This is a genomic window from Listeria grayi DSM 20601, from assembly GCF_000148995.1.
GTDB lineage: Bacteria > Bacillota > Bacilli > Lactobacillales > Listeriaceae > Listeria > Listeria grayi.
This window is the reverse complement of the sequence record NZ_GL538352.1, coordinates 960,268-978,321: the sequence shown is the minus strand read 5'-3', so window position 1 is coordinate 978,321 and position 18,054 is coordinate 960,268. Positions and strand designations below refer to the sequence as shown.

General features: G+C 42.3%; 15 protein-coding genes. 13 read left to right on the top strand and 2 right to left on the bottom strand.

All coding sequences use genetic code 11. The annotated features are described in order from the left end of the window. Positions 1–2: 2 nt before the first annotated feature. The 7 genes from frr (at position 3) to HMPREF0556_RS04865 (ending at position 10,972) form a co-directional block, all read left to right on the top strand. On the top strand, positions 3–560 hold the full coding sequence (gene frr, locus HMPREF0556_RS04895; RefSeq protein WP_003756113.1) for a ribosome recycling factor: 558 nt from the start codon (positions 3–5) through the stop codon (positions 558–560). A gap of 262 nt (positions 561–822) precedes the next feature. After that, on the top strand, positions 823–1,578 hold the full coding sequence (locus tag HMPREF0556_RS04890; RefSeq protein ID WP_040486484.1) for an isoprenyl transferase: 756 nt from the start codon (positions 823–825) through the stop codon (positions 1,576–1,578). Between the two features lie 13 nt (positions 1,579–1,591). Continuing rightward, a complete protein-coding gene (locus HMPREF0556_RS04885) occupies positions 1,592–2,380 on the top strand; it encodes a phosphatidate cytidylyltransferase (protein WP_003756110.1) in 789 nt (262 codons plus the stop codon). Between the two features lie 15 nt (positions 2,381–2,395). Beyond that, positions 2,396–3,538, top strand: a complete 1,143-nt coding sequence (locus tag HMPREF0556_RS04880; protein ID WP_003756109.1) for a 1-deoxy-D-xylulose-5-phosphate reductoisomerase — start codon at positions 2,396–2,398, stop codon at positions 3,536–3,538. Between the two features lie 12 nt (positions 3,539–3,550). Then, positions 3,551–4,813, top strand: coding sequence for an RIP metalloprotease RseP (rseP, locus tag HMPREF0556_RS04875; RefSeq protein WP_003756107.1), 1,263 nt, complete (start codon positions 3,551–3,553; stop codon positions 4,811–4,813). 32 nt (positions 4,814–4,845) lie between these two features. Continuing rightward, on the top strand, positions 4,846–6,546 hold the full coding sequence (locus tag HMPREF0556_RS04870; protein WP_003756106.1) for a proline--tRNA ligase: 1,701 nt from the start codon (positions 4,846–4,848) through the stop codon (positions 6,544–6,546). Between the two features lie 97 nt (positions 6,547–6,643). Next, on the top strand, positions 6,644–10,972 hold the full coding sequence (locus HMPREF0556_RS04865; protein ID WP_040486483.1) for a PolC-type DNA polymerase III: 4,329 nt from the start codon (positions 6,644–6,646) through the stop codon (positions 10,970–10,972). Between the two features lie 99 nt (positions 10,973–11,071). Here HMPREF0556_RS04865 and HMPREF0556_RS12995 read toward each other — a convergent pair whose 3' ends face one another. Then, a complete protein-coding gene (locus HMPREF0556_RS12995; RefSeq protein WP_139028047.1) occupies positions 11,072–12,739 on the bottom strand; it encodes a MucBP domain-containing protein in 1,668 nt (555 codons plus the stop codon). 35 nt (positions 12,740–12,774) lie between these two features. Continuing rightward, a complete protein-coding gene (locus HMPREF0556_RS13400; RefSeq protein ID WP_003756100.1) occupies positions 12,775–12,942 on the bottom strand; it encodes a hypothetical protein in 168 nt (55 codons plus the stop codon). 351 nt (positions 12,943–13,293) lie between these two features. Here HMPREF0556_RS13400 and rimP point away from each other — a divergent pair, with 351 nt between their 5' ends. Genes rimP through HMPREF0556_RS04830 form a run of 6 tightly spaced genes read left to right on the top strand, consistent with a single transcriptional unit; the run spans position 13,294 to position 18,052 of the window. Next, a complete protein-coding gene (rimP, locus tag HMPREF0556_RS04855; RefSeq protein ID WP_003756098.1) occupies positions 13,294–13,761 on the top strand; it encodes a ribosome maturation factor RimP in 468 nt (155 codons plus the stop codon). 23 nt (positions 13,762–13,784) lie between these two features. Further along, on the top strand, positions 13,785–14,888 hold the full coding sequence (gene nusA / locus HMPREF0556_RS04850) for a transcription termination factor NusA (protein ID WP_003756096.1): 1,104 nt from the start codon (positions 13,785–13,787) through the stop codon (positions 14,886–14,888). Positions 14,889–14,903: 15 nt separating this feature from the next. Further along, positions 14,904–15,188, top strand: coding sequence for an RNase P modulator RnpM (gene rnpM / locus HMPREF0556_RS04845; protein ID WP_003756095.1), 285 nt, complete (start codon positions 14,904–14,906; stop codon positions 15,186–15,188). Beyond that, entirely contained in the window at positions 15,181–15,480 is a 300-nt protein-coding gene (locus HMPREF0556_RS04840) for a YlxQ family RNA-binding protein (RefSeq protein ID WP_003756093.1), read from the top strand. Before rnpM ends, HMPREF0556_RS04840 begins: the two co-directional genes overlap by 8 nt. A gap of 23 nt (positions 15,481–15,503) precedes the next feature. Further along, positions 15,504–17,777: a translation initiation factor IF-2 gene (gene infB, locus HMPREF0556_RS04835; RefSeq protein ID WP_003756092.1), complete on the top strand. Its 2,274-nt coding sequence runs from the start codon at positions 15,504–15,506 to the stop codon at positions 17,775–17,777. Further along, positions 17,774–18,052, top strand: a complete 279-nt coding sequence (locus HMPREF0556_RS04830; protein WP_003756090.1) for a DUF503 domain-containing protein — start codon at positions 17,774–17,776, stop codon at positions 18,050–18,052. Before infB ends, HMPREF0556_RS04830 begins: the two co-directional genes overlap by 4 nt. The last annotated feature ends 2 nt before the right edge of the window (positions 18,053–18,054 follow it).

The following is an 18,054-nucleotide window of genomic DNA, read 5'->3' as shown; positions in this document are numbered from 1 at the left end:
AAATGTCAAACGAAGTTATCACACAATCAAAAGCAAGAATGGAAAAAGCGGAACATTCATTAAGTAAACAATTGGGAACTATCCGTGCCGGACGGGCAAACGCTTCTTTGCTTGACCGTATCACAGTAGATTATTACGGTGCACCAACACCGATCAATCAAATCGCATCGATCAGCATCCCAGAAGCACGCCTCCTTGTGATCACACCATTTGATAAAAATAGTTTGGAAGATGTGGAAAAAGCGATCTTAAAATCAGATCTTGGGCTATCCCCAAATAATGATGGTACAGTTCTACGCTTATCGATCCCACAACCAACAGAAGAACGCCGTCGCGAACTTGTAAAAGAAGTGAAAAAAGAAGCAGAAGAAGCAAAAGTAGCGATTCGTAACATTCGCCGTGATGCCAATGAAGAGTTGAAAAAACTAGAGAAGAGTGGCGAGATAACAGAAGACGATCTTCGTTCTTACGGAGAAGACGTTCAAGCGATCACAGATGAAAGCATCAAACGCATTGACGAAATCGCGAAAAATAAAGAAGCAGAAATCATGGAAGTTTAATCTAAACAGATAGACGTGGTCCTGAGAAGCAAACAATTGATCACCGTAAAGCATTCCGGTTTCTTTCCATTAAATAATGGGAAGGGAATGCTTTTTCTTTTTTAGATTTCTCATAGAACTCTAATGGATCACAGCAAATTTTTAGTACATTAATCACTAGATTTTTGGTATGATAGGGTTAGACATGCTTTGAGAAAAAGTGGCGTAGCACGAAACGCTCAAAAAGATAGTGATGAAGCATTCTCTAATTGGAGGATATGAAATGTTTAAAAAGTTATTTCGACAAGACGATTTGATAAATATAGAGCTTTCCAATGAATTGCCGATGCCGAAACACATTGCGATCATTATGGACGGCAATGGCAGATGGGCAAAAAAGCGATTTTTGCCGCGGATAGCCGGACACAAAGAAGGCATGGAAGTAGTCAAACGGATCACGAAATTTGCAAGCAGATTGAAAATCGACGTATTGACGCTCTATGCTTTTTCTACGGAAAATTGGAAACGACCGGAAGAAGAGGTGGATTTCTTAATGAAACTGCCTGTAGAGTTCTTTGATACTTTCGTTCCCGATCTGATCGACCATAATGTTCGCATCAATGTGATGGGCTATCGTGAAAACCTGCCAGCCCACACGCTGCAAGCAGTGGAGAATGCGATTCGGGATACCGCTCACTGCGATGGCTTAACACTGAATTTTGCGCTCAATTATGGCGGCCGGTCAGAGATCGTTTCTGCGATGAAAGCAGCAGCAACAGAAATGCTGAAACAAGGGAAGAGCATCGACAGTCTGAATGAAGAAGACATTGAAGCGCATTTGATGAGCAATGGTCTTGGCGATCCCGATCTATTGATTCGAACCAGCGGAGAACTACGCTTAAGTAATTTTATGTTATGGCAACTTGCGTACAGCGAATTTTATTTTACGGAAACACATTGGCCGGATTTTTCAGAAGACGACTTGACGAAGGCAATCATGGAATACCAACAGAGGTCTCGCCGTTACGGCGGTCTATAGGAGGAAAAGGGAATTGAAAACACGAATTATCACAGCGGTTGTAGCATTGATTGTTTTTTTACCATTTGTGTGGATCGGGGACCTGCCATTTGAGATGATGAGCATTCTACTGGCAACGATCGCCATGTATGAAGTGCTTAAAATGGCAAAACAAACCGTTTTTTCAGTAAATGGTGTGTTAGCCTTTCTGTTGATGTGGCTCGTTACTGTGCCGGATCATTATCTCGATTGGCTGAAAGATCTTTATATCACAAAATGGGAAATCTTGTTTTTACTAGTTGCATTGCTTTTAGCTTATACTGTTTTTTCTAAAAACAAATTTCATTTTGATCAAGCAGGTGTTGTTTTTATCGCCGCTTTTTATGTAGGTTTTGGCTTCCATTATCTTGCACCAACAAGAGAGGCAGGGCTAAGCTACGTTATTTTTGCACTATTGATCGTTTGGTCGACGGATACAGGTGCGTATTTCATCGGACGCGCGATCGGGAAAGCTAAACTGGCGCCACATGTCAGCCCGAATAAAACAGTTGCTGGTTTTGTCGGTGGAATCGTTTGTGCAGTTGTTATCGCGGGTGGTTTTTATTACTTTGCTGATCTAGGTATCAGCTGGGTATTGATACTTATCCTACTCATTATTCTTTCTGTCTTCGGACAATTGGGCGACTTAGTGGAATCAGCACTGAAACGCTATTACGATGTGAAAGACTCCGGGAAAATACTGCCAGGTCATGGCGGGATCTTAGACCGGTTTGATAGTTTGCTTTTTGTATTGCCGCTATTACATATACTTCAAATTATCTAAATGGAGCGATGAAAAATGAAAAAAATTATTTTACTTGGAGCAACAGGTTCGATTGGCACCCAGACACTAGAGGTCATTAGAGAACATCCGGATCTTTTTCAAGTTGTCGCTCTATCATTTGGCGGCAACATTCTATTAGGAAGAAAAATCATCCAAGAATTTCGCCCCACATTAGTAAGTGTTCAAAATAAAGCGGATGCAGAAACATTAGCCAGTGAATTCCCGGAAATCAAATTCGTATACGGAATGGAAGGACTGCGCGAAGTAGCGGTTCATCCAAATGGCGATGTTGTCCTCACAGCAGTTATTGGAAGCGTTGGTTTATTACCAACGCTTGATGCGATCGAAGCCGGTAAACAAATCGCGATCGCCAATAAAGAAACATTAGTTACAGCGGGACATCTTATTACGGAAGCCAGCAAACGTAAGGGCGTGACACTACTGCCGGTAGATAGTGAACACTCGGCCATTTTCCAGTGTTTGCAAGGCGAAAATAATCAGTATGTGGAAAAACTGATCTTAACGGCAAGCGGTGGCAGTTTTCGCGATAAAACGCGGGAAGAGCTTAGACGCGTTACGGTAAAAGAAGCATTGCAACATCCGAATTGGCACATGGGAAATAAGCTGACGATCGACTCAGCGACAATGTTCAATAAAGGCCTCGAAGTAATCGAAGCCTATTGGCTATATGGGATTCCATATGATAATATAGATGTTGTTATCCACCGCGAAAGCATCGTGCATTCCATGGTCCAATTCGCAGGTGGTAGTATTATGGCACAGCTTGGAGCAGTGGATATGCGGGTGCCGATCCAGTACGCACTGACGTATCCAGAAAGAGCACCCTTGCATTTCGATTCCGAATTCGATATCACGAGTTTGACTGCACTGCATTTTGAAAAATTAGATTATCAGCGGTTTCCAGCGCTGCGATTGGCGATCGATGCTGGGAAAATTGGTGGCACGATGACAACAGTCTTGAATGCTGCTAATGAGATCGCAGTGGCAGGTTTCTTGAATGGCCAAGTTGCTTTTCATAATATCGAAGCATTGGTTGAAAATGCGATCCACAATCATCAAGTAATCGATTCACCAAATTTGGAAACGATTTTGGAAGTTGACAAAGAAACGAGAGCTTACGTGAAAACACTATTTTAGAGGTGAATTTATTTGATAACTATCATTGCGTTTATATTTGTCTTTGGTCTGATTGTCTTTTTTCATGAATTTGGTCATTTCTTATTTGCGAAACTATCAGGCATCATGGTGAAAGATTTTTCGATCGGTTTTGGACCGAAAATATTTGCTTACCGAAAAAAAGAAACCCAATATACGATTCGTCTTTTGCCGATTGGTGGTTTTGTTCGTATGGCGGGGGAAGACGGTGAATCTTTAGAATTAAAGCCAGGTACCAGAGTTGGCTTAGAACTTTCACCAGATGAAAAAGTTACCAAGATCATCGTTAGTGGACGCGATCAGTACGTGAACGCGCAACCTTTAGAAGTATCAGCGAGTGATCTGCAGAAGAACCTTTTTATTGAAGGCTATGAAGATTATGACGAAACGAAATTGGTTCGCTATTCGATCCAAGCAGATGCAACGCTTATCGACGGTAAATTAGAAGAGCAGATCGTTCCTTATGAACGCACGTTTGGCGCGAAATCGCTTGGCAAACGCGCAATCACGATTTTTGCCGGTCCGCTATTCAACTTTGTTCTTTCAGTTTTGATCTTCACGATTTTAGCCTTTGCACAAGGCGGTGTCGTGAAACAAGATAACGAACTTGGCAAGATCACGCCAAAAAGCCCGGCAGCAGCCGCGGGCTTGAAACAAGGCGATAAAGTCCTTGCGATCGATGGTAAAAAAACAAAAGATTGGCAGGCGGTCGTTACAGAGATCGCGAAACATCCAGACAAGCAAGTCGCTTTTGACATCAAACGAAGCGGGAACGATCAAACTATCGCTGTTACGCCGGAAAAAGTAAAAGCAGATGGCAAAGAGATCGGTAGGATTGGTGCGGAGGTTCCGATCGATCATTCTTTTGGAGCTAAAATCACGCATGGCGTTACGCAAACGATCTTTTGGATCAAACAAATCTTTACGATCCTGGGCAATATGATTACAGGCGGATTCTCCTTGAATATGCTGAATGGACCAGTTGGTATCTATACCAGCACGCAACAAGTCGTCCACTACGGCTTCTTGACCGTACTAAATTGGACAGCCGCTCTGAGTATCAACTTAGGGATCGTCAACTTGCTGCCTTTACCGGCACTAGATGGCGGAAGATTATTATTTTTCTTGTATGAATTGATCAGAAGAAAACCGGTCGATCCGAAAAAAGAGGGAATTATTCATTTTGTCGGATTTGCTTTACTGATGATCCTAATGATATTGGTGACCTGGAACGATATCCAGCGAGCCTTCTTTTAAAAAGTTAGCTAACAAAAAAATGGGGTGTGAACATGCGTCAGTCAATGACATTTATTCCGACGTTAAAAGAGGTACCAGCAGATGCTGAAGTGAAAAATCACCAACTGCTTTTACGTGCGGGTTTTATTAGACAAACTGCCAGTGGTGTTTATAGTTATTTACCGCTTGCAACATTAACATTACGAAATATCGAACGAATTATTCGCGAGGAATTAAATAAAGTAGGTGCATCGGAAATTTTGATGCCGGCATTACAACCCGCTGAATTATGGGAAGAATCAGGACGTTGGGCGGATTATGGTCCGGAACTCATGCGTCTGAAAGACCGTAACAATCGAGATTTCGCTCTTGGTCCGACCCACGAAGAAGTGATCACTGCATTGCTGCGCGATGAGATCAAATCATACAAGCGTTTACCACTGACACTTTATCAGATTCAAACAAAGTTCCGGGATGAAAAACGTCCGCGCTTTGGTTTGCTCCGTGGGCGCGAATTTATCATGAAGGATGCCTATTCCTTTCACGCTGACCTTGAGAGCTTGGATAAAACCTATCAAGATATGTATACCGCTTATTCCAATATCTTTACGCGTTGCGGGCTTGATTTCCGTGCGGTAATTGCTGATTCTGGTTCAATTGGCGGAAAAGAAACCAAAGAATTTATGGCTTTATCAGCAATTGGCGAGGATACGATCGCATACAGTGATACGTCGGATTACGCAGCTAATATCGAAATGGCGCCTGTTCTTTATATGGAAAAGAAATCGCACGAATTACTGGCAGACCTAGAAAAAGTGGCTACACCGGATCAGCGTTCGATCGCAGAAGTCGTAACGTATTTAGAAGTGCCGATCGAAAAAACGATCAAAACACTTGTTTACCAAGTAGATGAAGAAGTCGTAGTGGCGCTTGTGCGAGGGGACCATGAAGTAAACGATGTGAAAATCAAAAACGCATTGGATGCAACAACAGTGGAAATCGCTTCCGAAGAGGCTGCCAAAGCATTGTTTGGTGCTGATTTCGGATCACTGGGACCAATCGGCCTACCGGAAGGAACCAAGATCCTTGCAGATAATGCTGTCCGTGATATGACAAATAGCGTAGTGGGTGCTAATGAAAATGGCTATCACTATAAAAATGTTAACCTGGATCGAGATTTTACAGTTTCCAACTTCTTGGATCTACGAATGATCCAAGAAGGCGACCTTTCTCCAGATGGCGAAGGAGTTATTCGATTTGCGGAAGGAATCGAAGTAGGCCACATCTTTAAACTAGGAACGAAATATAGTGACGCGATGAAAGCTAACTTCTTGGATGAAAACGGACGTGCTAATCCAATCATCATGGGTTGCTACGGAATCGGCGTTTCGCGTGTGCTTTCTGCGATCGCCGAACAAAATGCCGATGAAAATGGTCTGGTCTGGGATCGTGAAATCAGCCCGTTTGATCTGCATTTGATCCCAGTCAATATGAAAAACGAAGAGCAGGCTTCTTTCGCGGAAGAACTATATGTTTCCCTACAAGAATCTGGATTTACCGTCTTATTCGATGATCGTGCAGAACGTGCCGGCGTCAAGTTCGCCGACGCTGATCTAATCGGTTTGCCGATTCGTATCACAGTAGGTAAAAAAGCTGATGAGGGAATCGTAGAAGTGAAAATTCGTAAAACAGGCGAAATGATCGAAGTGAAAAAAGAAGAACTGCTGAACACATTACCAATTTTATTTAGATAACAGGACATTATAGATGCCAGATGCTTTCCAGCTTTTTTGGAGATCATCTGGCTTTAGAAATAATTCGTCTTATGCCGATGAAAAAGGAGTGACAGAGATGGCTGCCTCAGAAAATGAAAAAAAAGAACGTTTTAAGCTGCTCTTACAACAGATCGGCTTATCAGAACTGACGACTTATCAAGATTTCACGGATGAAATGAAAATCGACAAATTAGTGGCTGATAAAACAAATAAAAGCTGGGAATTTCATATCGATGCTCCGCGTATATTGCCAGCAGATTTTTTCCAAATGTTGGATCTAGGTATTACACAAACATTTCGGGAGATCGCTGCAACAACACTTAAACTGCAAACTGCTGACAGCCAATTATCCGAAGAATTGATCCAGTCTTACTGGAATATGATCGTCGAACCGATCTTCAAGCAGTCGCCCATGATCGGCCAACTGCTTTTAAATCAAAAACCAGAATTTGTGGAACCGCATTTTATTCAGATCGCGGTGCATAATGATATGGAAGAAGATACGATCAAGCAACGCTTTCAAGCTACCTTATTGGAAAGCTATGGAAGAATGGGCTTCCCGCGATTAGCATTGAAAGTAAAGAAACTAGATCAATCAGAGACTGAGGCTTTCAAAGCATTTGCAGAAGCGAAGGAAGCGGAAGATGCTGCCAATGCTGCCAAAGCGGTGGAAGTCATGCAAAAACGACAGTCTGAAGTACAAAATGGCGATCTTGCAATCAAAACAGGACCATTCCAAATCGGCTATAAGATCAAAGACGATGAAGAAATTAAACGTCTTGGTGATATTTATGATGAAGAACGGCGCATAACCGTGCAAGGCTATGTTTTTGCCACTGAAATACGTGAACTTCGCAGCGGAAGAAGTTTGCTGCAATTTAAGATCACTGATTATACTAGCTCGATCATTATCAAAATGTTTTCCCGGGATAATGAGGATGCTGCGATGTTTGCCCAAATGAAAAAGGGAATGTGGGTAAAAGTCCGAGGCAGTGTCCAAAATGATACCTTTGTCCGTGATTTGATCATGATGGCGCAAGATATTAATGAGATCAAAGGCGAAATGCGCCCAGATACCGCGGAAAACAAACGTGTGGAATTGCATTTGCATACGCCAATGAGCCAAATGGATGCGACCAGCTCGGTAGATAGTTTGTTCAAACAAGCGGCTGATTGGGGACATAAGGCAATCGCCATAACGGATCATGCTGCAGTGCAGTCTTTCCCGGAAGCTTATAATGCTGGTAAAAAATACGGTTTAAAAGTAATTTACGGGGTAGAAGCAAATTTGATTGATGACGGTGTTCCGATTGCGTATAATGATCAGTCTATTGATTTAAAGGAAGCGACCTACGTTGTTTTTGATGTCGAAACCACTGGTCTATCAGCTGTTTACGATACGATCATTGAACTTGCGGCTGTAAAAATGGAGAACGGACAAGTCGTCGATACATTTGAGTCTTTTATCGATCCTGGGCGTCCACTCTCGGCAACAATCATTAATTTAACAGGGATCACTGATGATATGCTGAAAGGTTCGGACGATATCGAAACCGTTTTAAAGCGGTTTAAAGAGTGGTGCGGCGATGCTGTCCTTGTTGCGCACAACGCATCCTTTGATATGGGGTTCTTGAACACAGCGTATTCCAAAGCAGGAATCGATAAAGCAGAAAATGCCGTTATCGATACACTAGAATTAGCACGTTTTCTATACCCGCACTTTAAAAATCACCGTTTGAACACATTGACAAAGAAATTTAATATTGTATTAGAACAACATCACCGTGCCGTTTTCGATGCGGAAGCGACTGCTTATTTGGCTTGGAAACTGATCAAAGATGCGAATGAGATGCACGAGATCACCAACCACAATCAATTGAATAACTATATGGGAGAAGGCGAGGCTTATAAACGAGCACGACCTTTCCACGCAACAATCTATGCACAAAATGCAGTTGGCTTGAAAAACCTATTCAAGCTGATTTCACAGTCGAATATCAATTATTTCTTCCGTGTACCACGAATCCCGCGTTCGCAGCTTAAAAAACTGCGAGAAGGCTTGATCATCGGAACTGCCTGCAACCAAGGGGAACTATTCGAAGCGATGATGCAAAAAGGGATGCAGGAAGCAGAGCGTGTGGCCGAATTTTACGACTTTATCGAAGTGCAGCCCAAACCAGTCTATGCACCATTGATCGAACGCGAATTAGTACGCGATGAAAAGGCGTTAGAAGAGATCATCAAAAATATCGTAAAAGTAGGCGAGAAAACAGGAAAACCAGTTGTTGCGACGGGAAATGTCCATTATAAAGATCCACATGACAAAATTTATCGCAAAATCTTGATTTTCTCGCAAGGTGGGGCTAACCCGCTGAACCGCGCCGAACTTCCAGAAGTCCATTTCCGTTCGACAAGCGAAATGCTGGAAGAGTTTGCCTTTCTTGGCGAGGAAAAAGCAGAAGAGATCGTTGTGACAAATTCTAATTTGGTCGCTGATTGGATCGAAGACGTCAAACCGATCAAAGACGAACTTTACACACCGAAGATCGAAGGAGCCGAAGATGAAGTAAGGAATATGAGCTACGACATGGCGCATCATCTTTATGGAGAAAATTTGCCGGAGATCGTTGAAGCAAGGCTTGAAAAAGAACTGAAAAGTATTATCGGACACGGTTTCTCCGTTATCTACTTGATTTCGCATAAGTTGGTTAAAAAATCACTGATCGATGGTTATTTGGTTGGTTCACGGGGATCAGTTGGTTCTTCTCTAGTCGCCACGATGATGGAGATCACCGAAGTAAATCCATTAGCGCCACATTATTTATGTCCAGAATGTAAACATGCCGAGTTCTTTGATGACGGCTCGATCGGTTCTGGTTTTGATTTACCGGATAAAAAATGTCCGCATTGCGGAGCAGAATATCAAAAGGAAGGACAGGATATTCCGTTTGAAACTTTCCTTGGATTCAAGGGGGATAAAGTTCCCGATATCGATTTGAACTTTTCAGGCGAATACCAACCCGTCGCCCATGCCTATACCAAAGAACTCTTCGGGGAAGATTATGTTTATCGCGCTGGAACGATCGGAACAGTTGCCGAAAAAACTGCCTTTGGTTTCGTCCGCGGTTATGAACGCGATAATGGTCTCACGATCCGCGGCGCAGAAGTTGATCGGCTAGTGGCTGGTTGTACAGGAGTAAAACGAACGACAGGACAGCATCCGGGAGGTATCATTGTTATTCCGGATTACATGGATGTTTATGATTTTTCGCCAGTCCAATTCCCAGCAGATGCCACTGATTCTGAATGGAAAACGACCCACTTTGATTTCCACTCGATTCATGACAATGTATTGAAACTCGATATTCTGGGACACGATGATCCGACCGCTATCCGGATGCTACAGGATCTAAGCGGTATCGATCCAAAAACGATCCCAACTGATGATGAAGAAGTGATGAAATTATTCGGCTCCACTGAATCGCTTGGTGTAAAACCAGAAGATATCGACTCGAAAACAGGTACACTTGGGATCCCAGAATTCGGGACGCGCTTTGTCCGACAAATGTTGGAACAAACAAAACCGACGACTTTCTCAGAACTCGTTCAGATCTCCGGATTATCGCATGGTACTGATGTATGGCTTGGAAATGCAGAAGAATTGATCAAAAATAAGATCTGTGAATTACCGGATGTTATCGGTTGTCGGGATGATATCATGGTGTTCCTGATCTATCAAGGACTTGAAAGTTCTTTAGCCTTTAAGATCATGGAATCTGTCCGTAAAGGGAAAGGCTTAACAGAAGAAATGGAACAAGCGATGATCGAGAATAAGGTGCCGGATTGGTACATCGATTCTTGTAAAAAAATCAAATATATGTTCCCGAAAGCCCATGCAGCAGCTTATGTTCTAATGGCTGTTCGGATCGCTTATTTCAAAGTCCATCATCCACTGTTTTTCTATGCTACTTACTTCACCGTTCGTGCAGACGATTTCGATCTGACCGCGATGGTCAATGGTCGGGAAGCGGTCAAAGCACAAATGAAAGAAATCAATAGCAAGGGAATGGAAGCTTCTACCAAAGAAAAAAACCTGCTTACTGTTCTTGAAATCGCCAATGAAATGCTAGCACGTGGTTATCATTTCAAAAAAGTGGATCTTTACAAATCATCCGCAGATGAATTCATTATCGATGGTGATGCACTTATCCCGCCATTCAATGCTGTTCCAAGCTTAGGGACCAACGTTGCTAAGCAAATCGTTGCAGCTCGTGAAAATGGTGAGTTTTTATCGAAAGAGGACTTGCAACAACGCGGAAAAGTTTCAAAAACAATTATTCAATACTTGGATGATCAAGGTTGTTTGGAAGGTCTGCCAGATCAAAATCAACTATCCTTATTTTGATCATTTAAAAAGAGCCAGAAGGCCAAGTTAGCTTAAATCTAACTTGGCCTTCTGGCTTTAAATTGGTCTGCATGCAATCTTTTCTTGGTCGAATGAATTTTATGGTTCTGGTATGAAACCAACATCTGTGGAGAGCGTGTAAGTGATAACAGTATTTGGTTGTGTGACTGTCCCACTAACATTAGTGGGGACTCTACTGCCATTACTTAAACTAAAGATCTCGTGACCAGCACTATTTTCATCGTAATAATGTAATTCCTCTACACGGTTCCCATTTGGATCCAAGATATAAAATCTTACTTTATCAGGAAGGGTATAGCTGTCACCGATTTTTGTAGGCACAGTTATATCTGGAATCGTGCTGTTTTGTAGATGAATGGATTGATCATAATCTAATTGATAACTGTATTGTTCTAGATTTGGATATTCCGCAGAGAGGCTTCCATCGCCAAACGTGGTCAAGTCATATGCTTGGTAAGGATTGCCGTTTACATCCGTAAATCTGATCGTAATAGTAGCATCTTCGGCCTCATACACATAAGTGACCGTTTGCGGCTGATCTGTCAATGTGCCAGTTGCATTAGTAGGCAATTGAGTTTGGTCTAGCGTATAGCCGTCGATTGCAAGTTTATACTCAGAAGTGGAGGCATCATAGTTATCCCCGACATTTCCGCTGATAGTTTTAGCATCATGGATCGTATTGCCGTCACCGTCAATGTAGCGAATGGTGACATCGCCAGCAGGAACAGGATCTTGCTCATACACATAAGTGACCGTTTGCGGCTGATCTGTCAATGTGCCAGTTGCATTAGTAGGCAATTGAGTTTGGTCTAGCGTATAGCCGTCGATTGCAAGTTTATACTCAGAAGTGGAGGCATCATAGTTATCCCCGACATTCCCGCTTATAGTTTTAGCATCATGGATCGTATTGCCGTCACCATCAACATAGCGAATGGTGACATCGCCGGCAGGAACAGGATCTTGCTCATATTGTGGTTGATCCGTCAATGTGCCAGTTGTATTAGTTGGTAAACGATCTTGATCCAATGTATAACCATCAATGATCAATTTGTACTTGGAAGTAGAGACATCAAATGCTTCGCCGATATTTCCTTTCAAAGTTTGAGCGGCATGGATTTCTACCCCGTTTTCATCGACATAACAAACGGTGATACCTGCAGCTGTGACTGGGTTCTTTTTGTATATATAAGTAACGGTTTGTGATTTATTTGAAAAAGTACCTGTCGCATTATTTGGCAATTTGTCTACATCCAATGTATAACCATTGATTTTCAATTTATAGGCAGTAGTAGAAGCATCGTATTTCGCTCCGTATTCGCCCTTCAGTGTTTGGGGGTCATGAATATGTTTGCCATTTTCATCCACATAGTTGATCGTAACAGGTGCAGCTGTGTCTTTGTCACTATTAAATATCGGGATATAGCCAACATAATCAAAACCGTTTATTTTTTCTGGTTGATGGGTGAAGGGTTGATTTTGCGGAACCGATGCGGATGTAGCTGATTTTATAGAGGAAGTTTTCTCTGCATCAGCAACTGGACTGATAAAAAAGAGACTGGAGAAAACAACGAAAGCAAGCAGAAAATGGAACCATTTTCCTTTCCGCAGTCCAATGAATAAAGCAGAGACGATGAAAACCAAGCTAAAAATAAGCAATGGAAGAGAGCGTGTGCTGTCTCCCGTAGCTGGTAAGAGATGGTGGCCATTTTGATTTGTACCAGCAGTGCTTCCTTGTTTTTGATACACAAGTTGATATGTTTCGTTCTCATGGGTGGCAGAAATCAACGGTTTTTTGGGGATATCTTGACTTTTTCTGCTGCCGTCAATTCTGCGTAATCTACATATTCATAGGTGAGATGTGTTGTTGCTGCCGAGGCATGGAGCGTTTGTGAGGTAGAGATACTAAGGAGTGAAAAAAGTAAAATAAAACCAACTAACCATTTTTTCATAGAGACCCTCCTAAACTTTTTTAGGGCTGCACGCCGACCACCTACACATGATAGGAGTAATGGTTAAAGTGTGAGTCATAACGAATGTTAAGAGTAGCCTGATTGCGATCGAAATAATCGATTTCCCTTACAGCATTAATACCCTAAATATTACTTTCAGAACAACGAAAATATAAAAATAATACTTTTTGTTTGCAGGAAATAGGCTTGTTTGCTAAAAAGGGAATAGTATGGTACTATAAATATAGAAAAACGTCGATAACTCAGCCAAGCGTGGGCCAAATGCCCACGCTTTCGTTATGCGAATGAGCATAGGAGTGCTTGATGTTATCCCCAGTAAGGAGGCCAGGTATGAGTAAAGTCACCGACCAAGTCGAAGCAATCGTCTTACCGATCACAGAGGAACTAGGTGTAGAGTTAGTAGATATCGCTTATGAAAAAGAAGGTAAAAATTGGTTTCTACGTGTATTTGTAGATAGACCAGGCGGGATCGATATCGATGAATGTGCTGCGGTTAGTGAAAAGCTAAGTGAAAAAATGGACGAACAAGATCCAATCTCGGAGAATTATTTTCTTGAAGTTTCTTCACCAGGAGCGGAACGACCATTGAAAAAAGAAAAAGACTTTGAAAATGCAGTCGGCAAGTATGTTCACGTAACCAGCTATGAACCAATCGACTCACGCAAGATGTGGGAAGGTACGCTGGAAGCTTATGACGGCGAATATCTCACAATTACTGTAAAAGATAAGACGCGCACACTGACATGCAAAGTGCCAAAAGAAAAAGTGGCGAAAGCAAGACTTGCAATTCAATTTTAAAATCGAGATAAGGAGTGGAAAAAATGAGCTCAGAACTTATGGAAGCTCTCTACGTATTAGAAAATGATAAGGGGATTTCGCGCGAGGTTTTAGTAGATGCGATCGAAGCAGCACTTGTGTCTGCTTATAAACGCAACTTTGATAAAGCAGAGAACGTTCGTGTCGATTTAAACATGGAAAATGGCTCGATCCGCGTTTTAGCTAGAAAAGACGTTGTCGATCAAGTATTCGATTCCCGCTTAGAAATTTCACCAGAAGAAGCGCAAAAAATCAATCCCGTTTATAATGTCGGGGACGTGGTAGAATTAGAAGTAACGCCGAAAGATTTTGGCCGGATCGCCGCGCAAACGGCAAAACAAGTTGTAACGCAACGTGTTCGCGAAGCAGAACGCGGCATTATCTACGATGAATTCATCGACCGTGAAGACGATATCATGACAGGGATCGTAGAACGTCAAGATTCCCGCTTTATCTATGTAAACTTAGGGAAAATCGAAGCGATCTTATCTCAAAATGAACAAATGCCGAATGAAACATACCGCGCACATGATCGTATCAAGGTTTACTTGACGAAAGTAGAAAAAACAACAAAAGGCCCGCAAATCTTTGTTTCACGTACGCATCCGGGATTATTGAAACGCTTATTTGAAATGGAAGTACCTGAAATTTATGAAGGCTCCGTTGAGATCAAGTCTGTAGCACGAGAAGCAGGGGATCGTTCAAAGATCTCTGTTTATACAGCAAATAAAGAAATCGACCCGGTTGGGGCATGCGTTGGACCAAAAGGTGCACGTGTCCAAGCGATCGTCGATGAACTAAAAGGCGAAAAAATCGACATCGTGGAGTGGTCAGAAGATCCATTCACATTTGTGGCCAATGCACTTAGCCCTTCTAAAGTACTAGATGTTATCGTGAATGAAGCAGATCAAGCGACGACAGTTGTCGTTCCTGATTATCAATTATCGCTTGCAATTGGGAAACGCGGTCAAAATGCTCGTTTAGCAGCAAAATTGACTGGTTGGAAAATCGATATCAAGAGCGAAACTGTTGCTAGAGAACTGGGTATCTTCCCACGCGAAGCTGCTGAAGAATTAGAAGTAGAAGAAGAACCGGAAGAACAAGAATAAAAGGAGAAAATTGTCATGCGAAGTAAAAAAATACCACTTCGGAAGTGTATCGTCACAAATGAACGGTTGCCAAAAGGTGAACTGCTTCGAATCGCGTACACAAAAGATGGAGAGCTAACAATCGATCCAACCGGCAAAGCGCCAGGACGAGGTTTTTATATCAAAAAAGATGTAGGAGTCTGTGAAAAGGCGAAAGCAAAAAACAGTGTTTTTCATCAGTTGAGAATTCCTGAACAGCCTGGCTTCTATGATGAACTCATTGAATATGTAAAGAAAATCGCAGGTAACGAAAATGACTAAGAAATTTCTTTCATTACTAGGACTTGCTAATCGAGCTAGAAAACTCACTACTGGTGAGGAGCTAACATTAAAGGCAATCAGAAATGAGCAGGCTAAACTTGTTATCATTTCAGAAGATATATCTGAAAAGACCGAGAAAACAATCCAAAATAAATGTAAGTACTACAATGTGACCTTGCTGAAAGTCGGTACCAGAGAAGAGTTAGGAGGTGCCATTGGCAAAGAGTCGCGCGCTATCATTGCAGTGCTTGATAAAGGATTTGCGAAACAATTAGTCGCATTACTCGGTTGAAATCTATCGCGGAGGTGTAAGACATGAGTAAAGTACGCGTATATGAATATGCAAAAAATAATCAAGTATCTAGCAAGAAAGTAATCGAAACACTTAAAGGTCTAGGTATCGAGGTCGCGAATCATATGTCAATGATCAATGAGAACGCGCTGAGACAGCTAGACAATACGTTTAAACAATCCAATAAACCGACGACATCTGAGAAGAAACAACCAACTACAGAAGCAGGTAAAAGTAAGGGGCAAGACAAACCAAATATGACGAATTCTAAAAATACAGGAACTTCAAAACCAGCAAATAAACCAAGCACGACAACGCCAACAAGCACAAATACGGCACAACGTCCTGCTGCTAAACAAGAAAATAAAAAACCAGCCGGAAACAACAACAATAAATCCAATTTCAACAATAAACGCGGTCAATCCGGTGGTAATCGCAACAACAATTTCCGTAACAAAGGAAAAAACACTAAGAAAAAAGGTAAAGTAAACTACAGTACAGTAGCGCCTACACCGCCAAAACCAAAAGAATTACCAGCAAAGATCGTTTTCAGCGAATCCTTGACTGTTGCTGAACTTGCGAAAAAATTATACCGCGAGCCTTCAGAAATCGTAAAAAAATTATTCATGCTTGGTATCGTAGCGACGATCAATCAAAGTCTGGATAAAGATGCGATCGAACTTATCTGTGCCGATTACGGTGTAGAAGTAGAAGAAGAAATCAAAATCGATATTACCGATCTAGATGTATTCTTTGAAAACGAAAATGAAGAAATCGATACTTCTAAATTAGTTGAACGTCCACCAGTTGTTACGATCATGGGACACGTTGACCATGGTAAAACGACACTACTGGATTCACTAAGAAATACCAAAGTGACGCTTGGCGAAGCAGGCGGTATCACGCAACATATCGGTGCTTATCAATTAGACGTAAGTGGCAAGAAAATCACTTTCCTTGATACACCAGGACATGCTGCATTTACGGCAATGCGTGCACGTGGTGCGCAAATCACAGATATTACGATCTTAGTCGTGGCTGCCGACGATGGTGTTATGCCACAAACGATCGAAGCGATCAACCATGCGAAAGCAGCTGGGATGCCAATCATTGTTGCAGTCAATAAGATCGATAAACCACAAGCAAATCCAGACCGCGTGATGCAAGAATTAACAGAATATGAATTAGTTCCAGAAGCATGGGGCGGCGATACGATTTTCGCTCCGATCTCTGCAAAATTCGGAGAAGGCTTGGATAACTTGTTAGATATGATCCTGCTTGTATCTGAAGTAGAAGAATTAAAAGCAAACCCAGAACGCCATGCAATCGGCACAGTCATCGAAGCAGAACTCGACAAAGGGAAAGGCCCTGTAGCGACCTTGCTTGTTCAAGACGGTACGCTCAACATCGGGGATCCAATCGTTGTCGGAAATGCTTTCGGACGTGTTCGTGCGATGGTAAATGACTTGGGACGCCGCGTAAAACGTGTTGGTCCAAGCACACCAGTGGAAATCACAGGGCTTAACGAAGTTCCACAAGCCGGCGATCGTTTTGTTGTCTTTGAAGATGAAAAAACAGCCCGCAGTGTTGGGGAAACTCGTGCGAGCCGTGCATTGGTCGCACAACGTTCAGCGACTAACCGCGTAAGCTTGGATAACCTGTTTGAACACATGAAAGCTGGCGAAATGAAGGAAGTCAATGTTATCATCAAAGCGGATGTACAAGGTTCGGTAGAAGCATTAGCAGCCTCCCTTCGTAAAATCGAAGTAGAAGGTGTCAACGTCAAGATCATTCATACTGCCGTTGGTGCGATCAATGAATCAGACATTACGCTGGCAGCTGCATCGAATGCGATTGTAATCGGGTTCAACGTTCGTCCAACGCCACAAGCACGCGAAGCAGCCAACAGTGAAAGCGTAGATATCCGAACTCACCGCGTTATCTATAAAGCCATCGAAGAAATCGAAGCAGCGATGAAAGGTATGCTTGATCCAGAATTTGAGGAAAAAATCATTGGTCAAGCACTTGTTCGTCAAACTTTCAACGTATCTAAAGTTGGTACGATCGCCGGCTGTTTCGTAACAGACGGAAAAATCACGCGTGACAGCGGCGTTCGCTTGATCCGTGACGGCATCGTCGTTTTTGAAGGCGAGCTATCGACATTAAAACGTTTCAAAGATGATGCCAAAGAAGTAGCAAATGGCTACGAATGTGGGATCACTATCGAGAACTTCAATGATATTAAAGAAGACGATACGATCGAAGCATTTGTAATGGAAGAAATCGAAAGAAAATGATCTATCACGTTGAGGCAGAATTTTTTCTGAGTACCCCTCAAAATTTGAAAGAAAAACGAGCAATTTTACAGCGAATTCTGTCCCGCACGAAGCAGAAATTTAATGCTTCGATCGCGGAGACAGGATTTCAAGATAAATGGCAACGCACAGAAATAAGTTTTGTGATTATTTCTGGCACCTCCACTCAGTCAGAAAAAGAGGCTTACCAGGTACTTGATTTCCTCGATTCTTTCCCGGAATGGGAACGAACAAATACGCATATGGAGCATATATAAAC

Excerpts from the sequence above, each read along its gene's own strand:
- frr (WP_003756113.1), top strand. The coding sequence starts at position 3 with ATGTCAAACGAAGTTATCACACAATCAAAAGCAAGAATGGAAAAAGCG.
- HMPREF0556_RS04890 (WP_040486484.1), top strand. The coding sequence starts at position 823 with ATGTTTAAAAAGTTATTTCGACAAGACGATTTGATAAATATAGAGCTT.
- HMPREF0556_RS04880 (WP_003756109.1), top strand. The coding sequence starts at position 2,396 with ATGAAAAAAATTATTTTACTTGGAGCAACAGGTTCGATTGGCACCCAG.
- HMPREF0556_RS04870 (WP_003756106.1), top strand. The coding sequence starts at position 4,846 with ATGCGTCAGTCAATGACATTTATTCCGACGTTAAAAGAGGTACCAGCA.
- HMPREF0556_RS04865 (WP_040486483.1), top strand. The coding sequence starts at position 6,644 with ATGGCTGCCTCAGAAAATGAAAAAAAAGAACGTTTTAAGCTGCTCTTA.
- HMPREF0556_RS13400 (WP_003756100.1), bottom strand. The coding sequence starts at position 12,942 with ATGAAAAAATGGTTAGTTGGTTTTATTTTACTTTTTTCACTCCTTAGT.
- rimP (WP_003756098.1), top strand. The coding sequence starts at position 13,294 with ATGAGTAAAGTCACCGACCAAGTCGAAGCAATCGTCTTACCGATCACA.
- nusA (WP_003756096.1), top strand. The coding sequence starts at position 13,785 with ATGAGCTCAGAACTTATGGAAGCTCTCTACGTATTAGAAAATGATAAG.
- rnpM (WP_003756095.1), top strand. The coding sequence starts at position 14,904 with ATGCGAAGTAAAAAAATACCACTTCGGAAGTGTATCGTCACAAATGAA.
- HMPREF0556_RS04840 (WP_003756093.1), top strand. The coding sequence starts at position 15,181 with ATGACTAAGAAATTTCTTTCATTACTAGGACTTGCTAATCGAGCTAGA.
- infB (WP_003756092.1), top strand. The coding sequence starts at position 15,504 with ATGAGTAAAGTACGCGTATATGAATATGCAAAAAATAATCAAGTATCT.
- HMPREF0556_RS04830 (WP_003756090.1), top strand. The coding sequence starts at position 17,774 with ATGATCTATCACGTTGAGGCAGAATTTTTTCTGAGTACCCCTCAAAAT.